The 16811-nt window shown below is 70.5% G+C and carries 18 protein-coding genes and 1 tRNA gene; 9 read left to right on the forward strand and 10 right to left on the reverse strand.

Features of this window, described 5'->3' with window-relative positions:
• Positions 1-124: 124 nt before the first annotated feature.
• Positions 125-215 (reverse strand) — tRNA-Ser (locus L8H00_RS15405).
• A gap of 92 nt (positions 216-307) precedes the next feature.
• Here L8H00_RS15405 and L8H00_RS15410 point away from each other — a divergent pair.
• The 4 genes from L8H00_RS15410 to L8H00_RS15425 all read left to right on the forward strand — a co-directional run bounded on the left by L8H00_RS15410 (position 308) and on the right by L8H00_RS15425 (position 3513).
• Entirely contained in the window at positions 308-1255 is a 948-nt protein-coding gene (locus L8H00_RS15410; protein WP_242098193.1) for a peptidylprolyl isomerase, read from the forward strand.
• Positions 1256-1312: 57 nt separating this feature from the next.
• Positions 1313-1717: a LysR family transcriptional regulator gene (locus L8H00_RS15415; RefSeq protein ID WP_242098194.1), complete on the forward strand. Its 405-nt coding sequence runs from the start codon at positions 1313-1315 to the stop codon at positions 1715-1717.
• 54 nt (positions 1718-1771) lie between these two features.
• The gene (locus tag L8H00_RS15420; protein ID WP_242098195.1) at positions 1772-3232 is read left to right on the forward strand and encodes an NAD-dependent succinate-semialdehyde dehydrogenase; all 1461 of its coding nucleotides are present in this window, start codon (positions 1772-1774) and stop codon (positions 3230-3232) included.
• Positions 3233-3366: 134 nt separating this feature from the next.
• Positions 3367-3513, forward strand: a complete 147-nt coding sequence (locus tag L8H00_RS15425; protein WP_242098196.1) for a lmo0937 family membrane protein — start codon at positions 3367-3369, stop codon at positions 3511-3513.
• A gap of 52 nt (positions 3514-3565) precedes the next feature.
• Here the strand turns inward: L8H00_RS15425 and L8H00_RS15430 are convergent, their stop codons facing one another.
• Positions 3566-6421 (reverse strand): M16 family metallopeptidase, encoded by a 2856-nt coding sequence (locus L8H00_RS15430; RefSeq protein ID WP_242098197.1) that lies wholly within the window; start codon positions 6419-6421, stop codon positions 3566-3568.
• Positions 6418-6993, reverse strand: a complete 576-nt coding sequence (locus tag L8H00_RS15435; RefSeq protein WP_242098198.1) for a cytochrome b — start codon at positions 6991-6993, stop codon at positions 6418-6420. Before L8H00_RS15435 ends, L8H00_RS15430 begins: the two co-directional genes overlap by 4 nt.
• An 83-nt stretch (positions 6994-7076) precedes the next feature.
• On the opposite strand from L8H00_RS15435, the gene L8H00_RS15440 reads away from it, so the two are divergent.
• Complete coding sequence (locus L8H00_RS15440; protein WP_242098199.1) at positions 7077-8513, forward strand: glycosyltransferase; 1437 nt, start codon at positions 7077-7079, stop codon at positions 8511-8513.
• Positions 8514-8819: 306 nt separating this feature from the next.
• Here L8H00_RS15440 and L8H00_RS15445 read toward each other — a convergent pair whose 3' ends face one another.
• Both L8H00_RS15445 and L8H00_RS15450 read right to left on the reverse strand, forming a co-directional pair.
• Positions 8820-9716, reverse strand: coding sequence for a glycosidase (locus L8H00_RS15445; protein WP_242098200.1), 897 nt, complete (start codon positions 9714-9716; stop codon positions 8820-8822).
• Positions 9713-10480, reverse strand: coding sequence for an SDR family oxidoreductase (locus L8H00_RS15450; protein WP_242098201.1), 768 nt, complete (start codon positions 10478-10480; stop codon positions 9713-9715). The genes L8H00_RS15445 and L8H00_RS15450 overlap by 4 nt, the downstream gene beginning before the upstream one ends.
• 135 nt (positions 10481-10615) lie before the next feature.
• Between L8H00_RS15450 and L8H00_RS15455 the strand changes: the two genes are divergently transcribed.
• The 4 genes from L8H00_RS15455 to hslU all read left to right on the forward strand — a co-directional run bounded on the left by L8H00_RS15455 (position 10616) and on the right by hslU (position 13464).
• A complete protein-coding gene (locus tag L8H00_RS15455) occupies positions 10616-11155 on the forward strand; it encodes an N-acetylmuramidase (protein WP_242098202.1) in 540 nt (179 codons plus the stop codon).
• Positions 11156-11214: 59 nt separating this feature from the next.
• Positions 11215-11481: a 3TM-type holin gene (locus L8H00_RS15460; protein WP_242098203.1), complete on the forward strand. Its 267-nt coding sequence runs from the start codon at positions 11215-11217 to the stop codon at positions 11479-11481.
• Between the two features lie 42 nt (positions 11482-11523).
• Positions 11524-12087, forward strand: a complete 564-nt coding sequence (gene hslV, locus L8H00_RS15465) for an ATP-dependent protease subunit HslV (protein WP_242098204.1) — start codon at positions 11524-11526, stop codon at positions 12085-12087.
• Between the two features lie 81 nt (positions 12088-12168).
• On the forward strand, positions 12169-13464 hold the full coding sequence (gene hslU / locus L8H00_RS15470; protein ID WP_242098205.1) for an ATP-dependent protease ATPase subunit HslU: 1296 nt from the start codon (positions 12169-12171) through the stop codon (positions 13462-13464).
• A 134-nt stretch (positions 13465-13598) separates the two neighbouring features.
• On the opposite strand, the gene L8H00_RS15475 is transcribed toward hslU, so the two are convergent.
• The 5 genes from L8H00_RS15475 to L8H00_RS15495 all read right to left on the reverse strand — a co-directional run bounded on the left by L8H00_RS15475 (position 13599) and on the right by L8H00_RS15495 (position 16805).
• Positions 13599-14009 carry a hypothetical protein gene (locus L8H00_RS15475; protein ID WP_242098206.1) on the reverse strand — a complete coding sequence of 137 codons (411 nt, stop codon included), beginning with the start codon at positions 14007-14009 and terminating at the stop codon, positions 13599-13601.
• 25 nt (positions 14010-14034) lie between these two features.
• Positions 14035-14769, reverse strand: a complete 735-nt coding sequence (gloB, locus tag L8H00_RS15480) for a hydroxyacylglutathione hydrolase (protein WP_242098207.1) — start codon at positions 14767-14769, stop codon at positions 14035-14037.
• Positions 14769-15203, reverse strand: coding sequence for a VOC family protein (locus tag L8H00_RS15485; RefSeq protein WP_242098208.1), 435 nt, complete (start codon positions 15201-15203; stop codon positions 14769-14771). The genes gloB and L8H00_RS15485 overlap by 1 nt, the downstream gene beginning before the upstream one ends.
• 91 nt (positions 15204-15294) lie before the next feature.
• A complete protein-coding gene (locus tag L8H00_RS15490) occupies positions 15295-16086 on the reverse strand; it encodes a tetratricopeptide repeat protein (protein ID WP_242098209.1) in 792 nt (263 codons plus the stop codon).
• Positions 16083-16805 carry an alpha/beta hydrolase gene (locus L8H00_RS15495; RefSeq protein ID WP_242098210.1) on the reverse strand — a complete coding sequence of 241 codons (723 nt, stop codon included), beginning with the start codon at positions 16803-16805 and terminating at the stop codon, positions 16083-16085. The genes L8H00_RS15490 and L8H00_RS15495 overlap by 4 nt, the downstream gene beginning before the upstream one ends.
• Positions 16806-16811: the final 6 nt, after the last annotated feature.

Consider the following 16811-nt stretch of genomic DNA (forward strand, 5'->3'; position numbering starts at 1 on the left):
ACTCTTACGGGCAATGTTTCACCAGATATGGAACTCTCGCCAGTACCGAATGGGCGCGCAAATGCCGCCAAATCGCGCGAGAATATGGTCGGTTCTCTGATCGGCGTCGTATGTTGTGTCTGAGTGGCGGAGCGGGAGGGATTCGAACCCTCGATACGCTTTTGGCGTATACTCACTTTCCAGGCGAGCGCCTTCGACCACTCGGCCACCGCTCCGCATTGTCATGCCCGGAAGGGGCGCACCTAGAGCGGGCGGTCGCCGAGCGCAAGCGGTTGCTTGGGGGGCGTGGGTGGGGCAGGTTGCGCGGATGATCCATCCCCGCCTGCTCGCCGCCGCCGCGGTCGTCACCGCCGCCGCCGCCATCGGTGGCGCGACGGCGGCCGTCACGGCCATCACCGCCGCGGCCGCACCCGCCCCGCCGCCCGTCCAGACGCCCCCGGTCGCCGCCGCGACGCCCGCCGATCCGGTGACGGCGGATTGGGTGGCGATCCCCGACGACGAACTGCTGGTGATGACGCTGGCGGGGAACCGCAGCGTGGCGATCCGATTGGCACCGCGGCAGGCGCCGACGCATGTCGCCAATGTCCGCGCGCTGGCGAAGGCGCGCTGGTGGGACGGGCTGAGCGTGTACCGCGTGCAGGAAAACTGGGTGACGCAGTGGGGCGACCAGAGCGAGGCCAAGCCGATGCCCGCCGGCGTCGCCGCGCGGCCCGCGGCCGAATATGACGCGGCGGCAGCGTTCGCGCCGGCGCAGCGTCTGGCGCGCGGCGACGCCTATGCGGCGGCCAGCGGGATCACCGCGGATGGCTGGCCGATCGCCACCGACGGCCGGGGCACGGTGTGGACGCCGCATTGCTATGGCACGGTGGGGGTGGCGCGCGACACGTCGCCCGATACGGGGACGGGCGCCGAGCTGTTCATGCCGATCGGCGGTTCGGCGCGGCGGCTCGATCGCAACTACACGATCGTCGGTCGCGTGATCGAGGGCGCGCAATGGCTCTCCGGCCTGCCGCGCAGCGACGCGCCGCTGGGCATGTACGCCAGCGCCGCCGAGCGGCTGCCGATCCTGTCGGTGCGGCTCGCGAGCGACATGCCGGCGGCCGAGCGGCCGCATTTCCAGTATCGCGCCGCCGACAATGCGCGCTTCGCCGCGATGATCGCCGCGCGCGCAAATCCGAAGCCGCCGATGGTGGGGCTGGGCGGCGTCGACGTGTGCGACGTGCCGCTCGCGGTGCGCCATGCGCCCGCCGGCTGAGCGCGCGGGGCGGGCGACCATGCGGTGCGCCCGTGCCCCGTTCCTGGCGGTCGCGCCATGATCGCCGGGCCGCTGAAGCTGAACGTCCAGATCCTGCGCGGCGCCGCGCCCGCGATCGGGCCCGGCAAGGCGATGGTGCTGGAGGCGATCGCGCGCACCGGCTCGATCTCGGCGGCGGGGCGCGATCTGGGCATGAGCTATCGCCGGATCTGGCTGCTGGTCGACAGTCTCAACCATGACTGGGTCGAGCGCGTGGTGGAGACGCGCGACGGCGAGGGATCGAAGCGCGGCGCGCGGCTCACCCCGTTCGGCCGGCGGCTGCTCGAGACGTACCGCGCGGTCGAGGCGCGGATGCTGGCGGCGGCGGCGGGCGAGGGGCTCGACTGGCTGCTGGCGATGATCCCGGCCGACGACCGCCACGCCGTTGCGGAGAAGGCATCGCCGCGCGCCGATCCCGCCTGACGCGGCGCCCCGCAGCGGCTATGAGGCGCGGCGAAGGGGCGACCGGAGGATATCATGACGGCATATGATGCGAGGCTCGGCCTCTATATCGCGGGCCAATGGCTGGGCGCGGAGGGCCGCGAGACTCAGCCCGTGCGCAATCCCGCGACCGGCGAGACGCTCGCCGATCTGCCGCTGGCAAATGCGGCGGATCTGGATGCGGCGCTGGCGGCGGCGGACCGCGGCTTTCGCGCCTGGCGCGCGACCGCGCCCGACGCGCGCGCGGCGGTGCTGATCCGCACCGCGCAACTGCTGCGCGAGCGCGGCGACCGGCTGGCGCGGATCGCGACGCTGGAGCAGGGCAAGATCCTCGCCGAGGCGAAGGGCGAGGTGGCGTTCGCGGCGCAGTTGCTCGAATTTCACGCGGGCGAGGCGCAGCGCATCTATGGCCGCGTGCTGCAGCGGCCGGCGGGCACGCGCAGCCTGGTGCTGCACCAGCCGGTCGGCCCGGTGGCGGCGTTCTGCGCATGGAATTTCCCGATCATGAACGTGGTGCGCAAGATCGCGCCGGCGCTCGCGGCAGGCTGTTCGATCGTCATCAAGCCGAGCGAGGAAACGGCGGGTTCCGCGGTCGAGGTGCTGCGCTGCTTCCAGGATGCGGGGCTGCCGAGCGACGTCGCGCAATGCGTGTTCGGCGTGCCGGACATGGTGTCGCGCCGGCTGCTCGCCTCGCCGGTGACGCGCAAGCTGAGCTTCACCGGATCGGTGCCGGTCGGCAAGCATCTGGCGAAGCTGGCCGCGGATACGATGATGGCGACGACGATGGAGCTGGGCGGGCACGGGCCCGTGCTGGTGTTCGACGATTGCGATCTGGAGAAGACGCTCGACACGCTCGTCGCGCACAAATTTCGCAACGCCGGGCAGGTGTGCGTCGCGCCCACGCGCTTCCATGTGCAGGAGGGGATCTACGACGCTTTCGCGCACGGCTTTGCCGAGCGGACGAAGCGGCTGCGCGTCGGCGACGGCTTGCGCGCGGAGACGCAGATGGGCCCGATGGCCAATCCGCGCCGGCCCGAGGCGATCGCGGCGATGGTGGCCGATGCGCGCGGGCATGGCGCGCGCGTGCTGGCCGGTGGCGAGACGGACAGGGGCGGAAACGGGCATGAGAACGGGAGCGAGGGCGGCTTCTTCTTCTCGCCCACCGTGCTGGCCGACGTGCCGCTGGAGGCGCTGGCGATGAACGAGGAGCCGTTCGGCCCGATCGCGCTGCTGCGCCCCTTCGCCACCGTGGACGACGCGATCGAACAGGCCAACCGGCTGCCCTTCGGCCTGGCCGCCTATTGCTTTACCGAGAATGGCCGGCGGCAGAACCTGCTCGGCGATTCGATCGAGGCGGGCATGGTGGCGATCAACTCGGTGCGGTTGAGCTGGCCCGACAGCCCGTTCGGCGGCGTGAAGGATTCGGGCCATGGTTCGGAGGACGGGCCCGAGGGCGTCGCCGCGCATCTCGTCACGAAGACGATCCACATGATGTGAGCGCCGCGCCGCGCCGCGCCGGGATCGTCCGCGCCGATGTGACGCTATCGTGTCACCTGCGGAACGTGTCCGCATCGCTGGCGTTTGTTCCGAGAGCCCGGCGCGGTCGCCCGGCGTAAAAGGGGAGCAATCCGATGCTTTGGACCATTGCCGTTATCCTGCTGATCCTCTGGCTGCTGGGGTTCGCGTTCCACGTCGCCGGTGGCCTGATCCACATCCTGCTGGTGATCGCGGTGGTCGTGGTGATCTTCCAGTTCATCACCGGGCGTCGCGGGGTCTGACGCGCCTGTTCCCCGACGGGCATCCGGTCCGTCGGGGAACGCCGCCCGCGCCCTATTTCGCGCTCTGGGGCAGCACCCGGATCGTGAAGCTCCTGCGCAGCGGCACCAGATAGCGCGCCACCGCCGCCTGAACCTGCGCCGCGGTCACCGCCGCGCGGGACGAGACGTAGCCGCGGATCGCCGCCAGCCGCGCGGGATCGTCCAGATCGCCGCGCAACACCGCCTGCCATCGCGCATTGTCGGTCATCGCCCGTTCCGCGGCGCTGACGCTGGTCGCCTTTGCGCGGGCCATCTGGTCGGCGCCGGGGCCATGCACGGCGATGTCGGTCAGGATCCGCGCCAGCGCCGCCTCGAAATCCGCGATCCGCCCGACCTGAAGCTGCGCGCCCGCGATCATCATGCCATAATGCGCGAGCGCCGGGGGCTGCGAATGGGTGACGAAGGGTGAATAGGTGCCGCCCTGCTGCTCGCGAAATTCCTCGGTCAACCGCGTCTGGACGATCGTGGCGGCCAGATCGAGCGCGCGGGCGGTCGGCACGTCGTCGAGGAACCCGGCGGTGGGCCAGGCGCGCGCGACGAACGCCTGATCCGCCGCGCCGCGGTGGCGAAGGACGATCGGTGCCCCCGGCGGCGCCTTGGCCACGATCGCGGGGCCGGGGAGCGGCACGTCGGTGCGCGGCGGCAGCCGCCCGAGCGTCGCGCCCACCGCCGCCACCAGCGCGTCGCGGTCCAGATCGCCGACCGCGCTCACCCGGATCGGCCCTTGCGCCAACGCGCCCGTCCAGAATCGTTCGAACGCGGGCAGGTCGAGCGCCGCGATCTCGGTGGGCGAGGGCAGGCCGCGAAAGCGCGCGTCGCCGCCATAGAGATCGGCGGTGCCGAACGCACCGAAGACGCTCGCCGGCTGGCTGTACGCGGTCTGGTAGCTTGCGGTCAGCCCATCCTTTAGCCGCTCGACCGGATTGGCGCGAAACCGGGGCTGGGTGAGGAACCCGGCGACCAGCTTCAGCGCCTGGCGCAGCTCGCTGCGCTGCGTCGGTCCCGACAGCAGCAGCGCGTCGGCGGTGGGCTGGACCCCGAACCCCACCTGATGCCCCGCCGTGGCGCGCGCGAGTTCGTCCGCGCTGAACGGCCCGATCCCGCCGGCCAGCAGCGCCGGCGCCGTCCAGAACAGGCCGGGGTCGCCGGGGCGATCGCTGAGCAGCCCATGGCCGACGCGCACGTCGAGCCGGATCCGATCCTTCTCGAACGCGGTCTTCTTCATGTCGAGCGTCACGCCGTTGCTGAAGCGGACGCGTTCGATGCCCAGATCGGCGATCATGGTGGACGAAACGACAGTCGCAGGCGTACCGGTGAGGACGAGATCGTCGAGCGACACCGGGCGCAGCCGTTCGGCCGCGACCGGCCCCACCGCGCGCGCGGCGGCCAGCGCTTGCACCACCGTCGCGGTTCCGCCCGTTACCGGCGTGGAGGACAGGAGCAGCAGCCGCGGATCGGGCGCGAGCAGCCGGCGGATCGCCGCGCCCACCACATCCGGGGTGAGCGTGCGGCGCTCGGCTGCGAACAGGTCGCGGTAGAAGCTGCGCGGGCCGCTCACGTCGCCGGCATCCACGTCGTTCACGAAGCCGGTGGCGAGCGCGGCCGAACCGATGGTCGGCGCGGTCGCGACCAACTGGTTCAGCACGCCCATCAGCGAGATCGCCTGCTGGTTGATCTCGGCCGGATCGGGCGGGCTGGCGGCCAGCGTGTTGAGCACGCCCATCGTCTCGTCGAGCGCCGCCTTCCACGCGCCGGGCCGCGGCGTGATCGCGATGCCGAGCTGATCCTCGACATGCGACCGGCTCGACAGGCCGACCGACGCGCCGATCAGTGCGCCGCCGCTCTGCGCCGCGGCGCCCAGGCGCTGGCGGATCACGCCCGCTGCCACCGCGTCGAGATATTGGCGCTGCTGGCGCGCGACCGTCCAGGGCCGGGCGTCATGCGGCGTCACATAGACGATCGCGGCGCTGTTGGGCGCCTGGGGATCGGACACCAGGGCGGCGGGCGCGGGCGGTTTTATGGGCGATCCATAATTGGGCTCGGCGGGTGGCGGTCCGGCGGCGGCCCAGCCGCCGAACGCGTCGCGCACGCCCTGTTCGAGCAATGCGGGATCGGCATCGCCCACCACCACGACCACCGCGCGCGACGGCCGATACCAGGTGCGATAAAAGGCCTTGAGCGCGGGCGCGGTGGCGCCGCCGAGCGTGGCCGCGGTGCCGCCCACGTCGCGCGTCGCCGCCTTGGTGCCGGCGAAGAGCAAGGGCTGGCTCGCCGCCTCGATCTTCATGGCGAGTGGCGGTTTGCGCTGCGCCAGTTCGGCGAGCACGACGCGCCGTTCGGTCGCGAGCAGCGCGGGGTCGATCGTGGCGCTGCGCATCATCTCGGCCAGCACGTCCATCGCCCGGCCGTAGGAGCGCGCATCCGCCTTCGGCAGATCGAGGAAATAGGTGGTCGCGCCGAGCGTGGTGAAGGCGTTGGTATCGCTGCCGAAGCTTGCTCCCAGCCGTTGCCACAGCCGGATGCCCTCGCCATCGGGATAATGGTCGGTGCCGCGGAACACCATATGCTCCAGCAGGTGCGTCCAGCCTTGTTGCGCATCGCGTTCCATCAGCGCGCCGGCATCGATCCGCACCCGCACCGAGACGCTGCCCGGCGGCGTGGTGCCGCGCCGCACCGCATAGCGCAGCCCGTTGGCGAGCGTGCCGGTGCGCCACGCCGGATCGGCGGGAATGTCGCTGCCCACGGACTGCCACGATGCGGCGGGCGCGGCGACCACCGGCGCCGGGCCGGCGACGGGCGGCGTCTGCGCGGTCGCGCCGACGGGAAGCGCGGCGCCGGCAAGCAGCAATGCGAAGCGCCGATGCCTCACAGGATCGGCTCGCGCCCCGGCCACATCCGCTGCAGCTCGCGGTGGCGATCGACGAACTGGTGCTTCAGCGCGCCCGCGACATGCAACCCGACCAGCGCATAGAGCGCCCATGCCGCATAGGAGTGAGTCGCGCCGAACAGGTCGTGGACGCGCAGCTTGGTCGCGGGATCGAGCGCCATGACCGCACCGATCCGCGGCCACGGCACCAGCCCGAACAGCGCCATCGGATGCGTGGCGGCATCCTTATAGGCCGAATCCATGATCCACCCGCTGAGCGGCATCACGAAGATCAGCAGATACAGCGCGCCGTGCACGATGCCCGACACGCGCCGCTCCCAATCCTGATAGCGCGTGGGAAAGGCGGGCGGCACATGGGTCAGCCGCCACAGCACGCGCAGGATCGCAAGGCCGAGGATCGTGATGCCGATCGACTTGTGCGTGTCGATCGCCGGCCGCACCGACGAATCGCCGAGATACGGCCACACCCAGGCGAGCGTCACGTTGGCGACGATCCCGGCTGCGATCACCCAGTGGAACAGCATCGCGATCCTTGTGTAGCGTCCGTCCGTCATCGCTGCCCCTCGCTGGCGCCCCATGGCCGGGGCGGCTAAGGGCCAGCCATACCGGGTTCAGCAGGAAATGGTAAAGCGCGCCGATGACCAGCCTCGCCGCCACGCTTCACGCCCGATCCCCGCGCCACTCGCCGCCCGCGGTGCCGCTCGCCAGCCGGTTGATCGGGGCGGTGGGGCCGATCCTGTTCTGCGCGCTGATCGTGCAGGCGTTCCTGCGCCAGGGGTTGGCGGTGTGGTCGATCGGCATCGTCTATATCCTTTACGACACCGCGCTGCTCGCCTTTACCGCGGTGAAGATCGCGCCGCTGCGCCACGGCCTGCCGGCGCGCGCCTCGGCGGCGGCGGTGCGGCCGACGCTCGCGGTCATCGTGGCGGCGCATAACGAGGCGGGCGTGCTCGCCGCCACGATCGCGCGGCTGGCGGGTCAGGCGGAGGCGCCCGATACCATCCTGATCGCCGACGACGGTTCGAGCGACGCCACGCCGCAGCTCTTCGCCAGCCGCTATGGCCTCGCCACCCCGCGCTATGGCGAGACGATGCGCGGGGGCACCGAGCCGAGCCTCGTCTGGCTGCGGCTGCGCCATGGCGGCAAGGCGCGCGCGCTGAACGCGGCGATGCTCGCCACCGACGCCGCGATCGTGCTGACGGTGGATGCCGACACACTGCTGGAGCCCGGCGCGATCGCCGCGATGCGCGCCGCCTTCGCCGCCGAACCCGAACTCGTCGCCGCCACCGGCGTGCTCGCCCCGATCTGCGGGCCGCATCTGTCGGGCCGGTTGTTCCAGTGGTTCCAGAGCTTCGAATACGTCCGCAACTTCCTGTCGCGCCATGCCTGGGAACAGCCCGGCTGCCTGTTGCTGATCTCGGGCGCGTTCGCCGCGTTCCGGCGCGACGCGGTGGTGGCGGTCGGCGGGTTCGATCCCGATTGCCTCGTCGAGGATTACGAGCTGATCCACCGGCTGCACCGCCATGCGGCCGAGGCACGGCTCGACTGGCGCGTGCGCGTGGTGGGCGGCGCGCTCGCGCGGACTGATGCGCCCGCCAGCATCCCCGCCTTCCTGAAGCAGCGCCGCCGCTGGTTCGGCGGGTTCCTCCAGACGCAGCACTGGAACCGCGACATGGTCGGCGATCGCCGCTTCGGCGCGCTCGGCACCGCGATGATGCCGGTGAAGACGCTCGACACGCTCCAGCCCATCTATGGCCTTGCCGCCTTTGCGATCCTGATCGGGCTGGTGGTGACGGGGCGTTTCGCGATCGCGCTGCCCATCCTGCTGGTGATGATCGCCAAGATCGCGGTCGACCTGACCTTCCATCTCTGGTCGCTCGGCATCTACAAGCGCTGGACCGGGCAGCGCGAGGGGCTGGGGATCGGCGCGGCACTAATCGCCGCGATCCTGGAGCCGTTCAGCTTCCAGCTGCTCCGTCATGCCGGCGCGGTGTGGGGCTGGCACGCGTTCCTGACGGGCCGCGGCGGCTGGGGCGTGCAGCGGCGCACCGCGATCGCGGGCGAGGGGGCGTGACCTTGGTTGTCGCGCGGGGCCGCTACGATGGGTGCCGGACGGCGGAGGGCTTTTCGCGCTAAGACGCTAAGACGCGAAGAGGGAACGCGGCATGGGTGTCGTCACATCATCTTGGAGCATGATGACCCCTCAGGCCGTTCGGGCTGAGCTTGTCGAAGCACCTTCTCCGCAGTCCCGCGTGCGTGTGCGAGACAGGCCCTTCGACAAGCTCAGGGCGAACGGAGTAGGGGAAGGTTTCCAAACCCAACCTCTTGGCGTCTTCGCGCGAACACCCCGCACCCGGCACCCCGCAACCCGCACCGCCCCTCAGCTCCGCCGCACCGAAGCCCGCGCCAGCTTGCGGTCCTCCAGCGAATAATAGAGCCAGGTCGTCCCGTCGGTGACGATCGCCGAGGCCGCAAAGGCGATGTCGGTGGCGCCGCGATCGGCGGCGGGGGGCGGCGTGATGAGCGGTTGCAGCCCGCGCGCCACCACCTTGGTGATGTCCCGGTCGAACGCCACCCAGCCGATCCGCCAGCGCGCGTCACGCGTCGCGCCATTGTAGAACATCACCGGCATCTCGGGATCGCTCATCAGCATCGGCCCCGTCGACAGATGCCAGTCGTCCCACGAATCCGCGCGCGGCTGGAACGGCGGCGTCTGCTCGGTCCACGCCTCGCCGACGCCCGCGCCCGTCGCCATGCCGACGCGCGACGCCTCGTCCGCGGCATATTCGTAGAACAGCCGCCAAGATCCGTCCGGCGCCTGCGCCAGCGTCGCTTCCTTGGTGTTGCCCTCCGAATCGCTGGAGGCGAGCGCCACGCCGGTCTTCGTCAACGAATGGATGTCCGGCCCTTCGGCGCGCGACAATTCGCCATGCGCCATGTCGGCGGTCACCGCGGTGTAGAGCACCGCATAGGAGCCGTCTTCGCGGCGCAGCACGGTCGGATCCTCGACGCCGCCGATGTCCACCGGCTCGGGGCCGGGCACGATGCACGGCGCGTCGTCCATCTGGAAGGTGCGGCCGTCCTGGCTCCAGCCCGCCCAGATCACGCCCGTGTCGGTGCGCGCCATCGTGGCCGAGGGCACCGCGCGCACCATGATGCCGAGCCGCCCGTCGGGTTCGGCCCAGACGAACGGGCTCATGTGATCGCGCTCGAGCAGCGCGGGCGGCCCGAGCAGCGTGACGGGCTCGATCGCCTCGGCGTTGAAATCGACGCTCATGCGCCCAGCGCCTGCATCAGCGACAGCCCACCATCGATCACGATGCGCGCGCCGGTGATATAGGTCGCCTGGTCCGACGACAGCCACACCGCCAGCGCGGCGACCTCGGCCGGGGTGCCGGCGCGCTTCATCGGGATGTTCGCCTCCAGCGACTGGCGATAGGCGGCGTCGGTCATCGCGCGTTCGTTCATCGGTGTCAGGATCATGCCCGGCTCGATCGCGTTGACGCGCATGCCGTTCGGCGCCTCCTCGATCGCCATCGTCTCGACGAGGTTGGTGAGTCCGCCCTTGGCCGCGCAATAATCCGCCCCGCCCGAGCGCACCGCATAGGCGTGGATCGACGAGATGTGGATGATCGAACCCGCGACATCGGGCTTGCGCGCGGTGATGAAGCGGCGCGAGGTGAGGAACGCGCCGGTCAGGTCGGTGTCGAGCATCCGCTGCCACTGGGCGAGCGTCATGTCGCGCACCTTCACGCCCGCCATGTTCAGCCCGGCGGAATTGACCAGCACCGAGGCCGGGCCGAACGCCTGTTCCACCGCGGTGAAGGCCCGCTCGACCGAATGTTCGTCGTTCACGTCCGCCTGCACCGTGATCGCGCGGCCGCCACCGGCGCGGACCGCATCCGCGGTGACGTCGGCAGCCTTGTCGTCCGAATGGTAGAGCACCGCGACATCGTCCTGCACCGCACCGAAGGCGGTCGCACATCCCGCGCCGATCCCCGATTCCGCCCCCGTCACCACCACGCACCTGCCAGCCATCATCATCTCCTCGTTTGACCATCGTAACGATCCGCGCGCGGCGCGGTTTCGTGGGCGGTGCCGGATGACGGATAATTCACCCTGCCCTACAGCGAACCGATATGGTTCATCATGACCGGTTTTTGCAGGAGACAGGCCATGGACGTGAATCAGGCGATCGACGCGATCATCGCGCGTGAGGGCGGTTATGGGAACGACCCGCGCGACCGGGGCGGCGCGACCCGATTCGGCATCACCCAGGCGACCGCGCGGGCCTGCGGCTATGCCGGCGACCTGCGCGTGCTGCCGCGCGAGACCGCGGTGGCGATCTACCGGACGTTCTATTGGTCGCGGCCGGGTCTGGACCGGGTGGCGACGCGCGCGCCCGATCTGGCGGTGACGCTGTTCGACACGGCGGTCAACATGGGCGTGGCCGTCGCGATCGGCTTCCTGCAACGCGCGCTGAACGCGCTCAACCGGGGCGCGGCGGACTATCCCGACGTCGCACCCGACGGCCAACTGGGGCCAGCGACGCTGGCGGCGCTCGACGGCTTTCTCGCGCATCGCGGCACGGGCGGGGCGGCGGTGCTCGGCAAGGCGGTCGAGGCGCTGAAGGGCGCGCGCTACGTGTCGCTCGCCGAGCAGCGGCCGGCGGACGAGGCGTTCCTCTATGGCTGGCTCGCGAACCGGATGGGATAGCGATCCTGCCTCCACTTCCTCCACTTCCTCCACTTCACCCCTGTCCGAAAGGCACGACGATGGACGATACCGACCCCGCCGACACCGATCGCTGGACCCGCCGCGCGCGGCCGAGCTTTCTCTACGTGATGTACGCGCTGCTGCTCTGGGCGATCCCGATGGGGTTCGTCGCCGCGGTGCGTCCCGCCATGGCCACGGCGATCGCGCGCGGCATGGCCGCCTATTGGGCGGCGATCCCAGAGCCGCTCTATGCGCTCTTCGGCACCGGCTATCTCGGCTATACCGTGGCGCGGACCTGGGGGAAGGCGGTGGGCGCCGAGAAGTGACGCGGTGTTGCACGGCGGCGGGCGCGTCCTACATCGCGGGGCATGAGTGAGAACAACCATGCCGCGCCCGTCTGGCACGGCACCACCATCCTGTCGGTCCGGCGCGGCGGCAAGGTCGTCGTGATCGGCGACGGCCAGGTCTCGATGGGCCAGACGGTGATGAAGCCCAATGCGCGCAAGGTGCGGCGGCTCGGCGACGGCAGCGTGATCGGCGGTTTCGCGGGTGCGACCGCGGACGCGTTCACGCTGTTCGAGCGGCTGGAGCGCAAGCTGGAACAGCATCGCGGCCAGTTGCTGCGCGCCGCGGTCGAGCTGGCCAAGGATTGGCGCACCGACAAATATCTGCGCAACCTGGAGGCGATGATGATCGTCGCCGACAAGGACGTGACGCTGATCCTGACCGGCAATGGCGACGTGCTGGAGCCCGAGGCGGGCGTGGCGGCGATCGGCTCGGGCGGCAATTACGCGCTCGCCGCCGCCCGCGCGCTGGTCGATTACGAGGCGGATGCCGAGACGATCTGCCGCAAGGCGATGGCGATCGCCGCCGAGGTGTGCGTCTATACCAACGACCGCTTGACCGTGGAAACGCTGGACAGCGTGACCTGAGCCTTCCCCCGGTCAGCCTCGGCGGGCGGCCTCCCTCTGCCGCAGCCGATTTCGACCTTGCCCGAAACGAACGGTAATCTGATGAACGAAGCCCTCACCCCCAAGGCCATCGTCGCAGCGCTCGATGCGCACATCATCGGCCAGGCCGACGCCAAGCGCGCGGTCGCGGTCGCGATGCGCAACCGCTGGCGCCGTCAGCAGCTCTCCGCCGACCTGCGCGACGAGGTGACGCCCAAGAACATCCTGATGATCGGGCCCACCGGCTGCGGCAAGACCGAGATCAGCCGCCGTCTGGCGAAGCTCGCCGACGCGCCGTTCGTGAAGGTGGAGGCGACCAAGTTCACCGAGGTCGGCTATGTCGGCCGCGACGTGGAGCAGATCGCGCGCGACTTGGTGGAGGAAGCGATCCGGCTTGAGCGCGAGCGCCGCCGCGCCGCGGTGAAGGACAAGGCGGAGGAGGCGGCGATGAAGCGGCTGCTCGACGCGCTGGTCGGCAAGGATTCGAGCGCCGCCACGCGCGAGAGCTTCAAGCAGCGCTTCGCCGACGGTCATCTCGATTCGACCGAGATCGAGATCGAGGTGGAACAGGCCCAGTCCACGCCGTTCGAGATCCCCGGCGGCGCGCCGCAGATGATAAACCTCGGCGAGATGATGAAGTCGTTCGGCGGTGGCCAGCCGCTGAAGCGCCGCAAGCTGACCGTGCCCTCGGCGTGGGAGAAGCTGGTGGAGGAGGAGGCGGACAAGCGCCTCGACCAGGACGACGTCGCGCGCACCGCCTTGGCCGATGCCGAGGCGAACGGGATCGTGTTCCTCGACGAGATCGACAAGATCGCGGTGAGCGACGTGCGCGGCGGATCGGTCAGCCGCGAGGGCGTCCAGCGCGACCTGCTGCCGCTGATCGAGGGCACCACCGTCGCCACCAAATATGGGCCGATGAAGACCGACCACATCCTCTTCATCGCCAGCGGCGCGTTCCACGTCGCCAAGCCCAGCGACCTGCTGCCCGAGCTTCAGGGCCGCCTGCCGATCCGCGTCGAGCTGAAGGGCCTGACCGAGAGCGATTTCGTGGCGATCCTGTCGGACACCAAGGCGTCGCTGCCCGCGCAGTACAAGGCGCTGATCGCGACCGAGGGTGTCCGCGTCGATTTCACCGAGGACGGCATCGCCGCGATCGCGCGCATCGCCGCCGAGGTGAACGCCGATATCGAGAATATCGGCGCGCGCCGGCTGCAGACGGTGATGGAGAAGCTGCTCGAGGAGGTGAGCTTCGATGCCGAAGACCGGCAGGGCACGCAGGTGACGGTGGACGGCGCCTATGTCGACGCGCAACTCGCCGCCCTCGCGCGCAACACCGATCTCAGCCGCTTCGTGCTCTAGGATGGGATCACGTCACCCTGTTCCGGTCGCCCCGAGCCCGTGTTGCAGGATAAGGCTCGGCCGCGGAGAGCGTGCTTCGACAAGCTCGGCACGAACGGAGGTCAGGGGATCAAACGAACGTCGTCCCCTGAACGTCACCGCCGATAGGGGATGAACGCGCCGAAGCTGCAACTGCCGTTCGGAAAGCGGCTGGTGCGGTCAACGGTGCGGGCGATGTCGCCGCGGCACAATTGGGTGGTGGGCGTGCTGGTGATGAGGATGTCGTCGTTGCCGACGCCCTCGCAGCCGCCTGCCGTATCCGTGCGGTATTTCAACCGAGGGCTGACCGTGTAGACGAGCGTCGATCCATAGGCCTGCACGTTGCTGCCCGAGCGCAACTGGATCTGGTCGATGCAGCTCGTGGGTTCGCCGGGGGTGAGGCCCGCCAGCGCGGTCGCGAGCTTCTGCTGCTGCGCCGCCTGATCCTGCGCGGCGCGTGCGCGCTCGCCGGGTGTCTGGACGCAGGCCGCGAGGCCGAGAAGGGGGAGCAAGACCATGGTTTTCATCGCAAACTCCTGTTCCCCCTCGCGCTCAACCCTTGAAGTCGTCCTTGGCTGCACGCAGCTCGGCAAATCGCTCGGGCGTCGTCGCGCGCAGGAACGGATTGGTCGTGCGTTCCAGCCCCATCGTCGTCGGGATCGTCGCCTCGCCCTCGGCACGCATCCCGTCGACCGCGATCCGGCGTTCGGCGATCGCGGCATTGTCGGGCTCCGCCGTCACCGCGAAGGCGGCGTTGGAGGCGGTATATTCATGCCCGCAATAGACCTTGGTGTCATCGGGCAGCGCGGCATAGCGCTGGAAATTGGCGAACATCTGCTCGGCCGTGCCCTCGAACAGCCGGCCGCAGCCCATCGCGAACAGCGTGTCGCCGGTGAACAGCGCGCCGAGTTCCTCGAAATGGAAGGCGATGTGTCCCGCCGTGTGGCCCGGCACCGCCATCACCTTGCCGGTGAAGGTGCCGAGACGGACGACATCGCCTTCGCCGATCATCGTGTCGAGCGTCGGGATCTTGGCCGCCTCGGCGCGCGGGCCGGTGACGGTGGCGCCCGCCGCCTTCATCGCCGCGTTGCCGTCGGTATGGTCGGGGTGCCAATGCGTCGTCCACACCTGCGAGACGTGCCAGCCGCGCGCCTTGGCCTCGGCGAGCACCGGGCCCGCGTCGCCCGGATCGACGACGGCGGCATCCGCGGTCGTCGGATCGTAGATCAGCCAGGCATAATTGTCCGCCAGCACGGGGACGCGGACGATCTCCAGATCCTTGGCCATCACCATTCCCCCGTGTTGGGCATCGACGACCAGGGCTCGGCGGGTTCGAGCACGCCGTCCTGCAGCAGCTCGATCGAGATGCCGTCGGGCGTGCGGACGAACGCCATATGGCCGTCGCGCGGCGGACGGTTGATCGTCTCGCCGGCGTCCATCAGCCGCTGGCAGGTCTCGTAGATATTCTCCACGCGGTACGCCAGATGGCCGAAGTTGCGGCCACCCGAATAGCTTTCGGGGTCCCAATTGTGGGTCAGCTCCACCTCGGCGTTCGCGCGCTCGCCCGGCGCGTTCATGTCCTCGGGCGTGGCGAGGAAGATCAGCGTGAAGCGGCCCTTCTCGTTCTCCATCCGCCGCACCTCCTTCAGCCCGAGCAGCGTGAAGAAGCGGATCGTCGCGTCCGGATCGGTGACGCGGATCATGGTGTGGAGATATTTCATGCACGAACTCCGGTTGGTCGAATCCGGAGTTAGGGAGCGCGGGGGTGCGATGCCAGCGAGCGGCGCGGATTTTGTGCGCTCAGCGCGTCGCCTAGGGCTTCGCCGCGGGGGTCGCGGCGGCTGCGGGAGCGACGGGCGCGGGGTTCGCGGCGGTGGCCGCGGGCACGTCGAACTGGCGCAGCGCCACCACCGCGCTGCGCCCGGCGGGGCCGTTGGGCTGGATCCGCGCCGCCTGCGCCCAGGCCTCGCGCGCTGCCGCCTCGTCATGGCCGAGCGCGGCGATGTTGCCCGCCTCGAGCTGGACCGAGGCGTCGTCCGCGGCGCGGCGCAGCGCCTGCGCGATATCCGCCCTGGCGCGCGGCAGATTGTCCATCCGCCGCGCGAGCGTGGCCGACAACAGCCAGGCCAGCGGATCGTCGCCGGCGTTCACCAGCGCGCGGTCGATATCGTCGCGCGCGGCCTCCGGATCGTTCGCGGCGACCAGCGCGCGGGCGCGGTCGAGCTGCGCCTCGCCCAATGCAAGCCCGGTGAGCGTGCCGGCATCCAGCGCCGCGTTCAGATCGGCGCGCGCCTTGTCGGGCGCGCCCGCCGCGAGCCACGCATTGCCCGCCTCGGCGCGGAAGGTGGCGGTGCGGGCGTCCCTGGCGAGATCGGCCGCCGCTTCGAATTCCGCCGCCGCCGCCGCCCAGTTCTTCTCGGCGGCAAAAGCGAGCCCCGCGCAGCCCCTGGCCGCGGCGCCCCCGCTCGCCCGCCAGCGCAGCGCCTCGGCGCGCGCGGCAGCGGGATCGGTCCGCGCCAGATCGACGCAGCGCTCGTACCGGTCGGCATGGGTGGCGAGCGGACCCGCCTGAAGCGCGGCGGCGGCGAGGATCGGGAATATCATGGGCGCGGCGTCACATCCTCGACCGCCCGGATGAGCATCGCGCGATCGGCGTCGCGCGACAGGCGGTGGTCGCCGTCCTTGACCAGCCACGTCTGCACATCCGCTGAACGGATCATCTCGGCGAGCCGCACCGTGCGCGCCCAGGGCACGTCGCGATCCTGCATTCCCTGGAGCAGCCGCACCGGACCGTCGAACGCGATGTCGCCGAACATCAGCCGGTTCGCCTCGCCCGACGACCAGAAGGCGCGGGTGTAGAGCGTCGGCTCGGGGCCATAAGGGTTCTCGCGTTCGAGCCGCCCCTCGGTCAGCAGCCGCATCTTCTCGTCGGTGGTGAAGCCCCAATCGGTGAAATCGGGCGCGGGCGCGATCCCGACGAGCGCCGCGATCCGCTCGGGGCGCGCCTTGGCCGCCAGCAGCATCAGCCACCCGCCCATCGACGATCCGACCAGCACCACCGGCCCCTCGACGAGTTCGTCGATCGCCGCGAGCACATCGTCGCGCCATCCCGCCAGCGTCTGGTCGGCGAAATCGCCCTCGCTCTGCCCGCAGCCGCCATAATCGAAGCGCAGAAAGGCGCGCCCCTCGGCCTTCGCCCAGGCCTCCAGCGCCAGCGCCTTCGCCCCCTGCATGTCGGAGGCATAGCCCGGCAGGAAGATGACGGTCGGGCCGGTGCCCGGGGTGAGGCGATAGGCGAGGCGGGGGCGGGGCGTGTCGGTCATGCAGCC

This window comes from Sphingomonas sp. CROZ-RG-20F-R02-07, from assembly GCF_022662335.1.
GTDB lineage: Bacteria > Pseudomonadota > Alphaproteobacteria > Sphingomonadales > Sphingomonadaceae > Sphingomonas.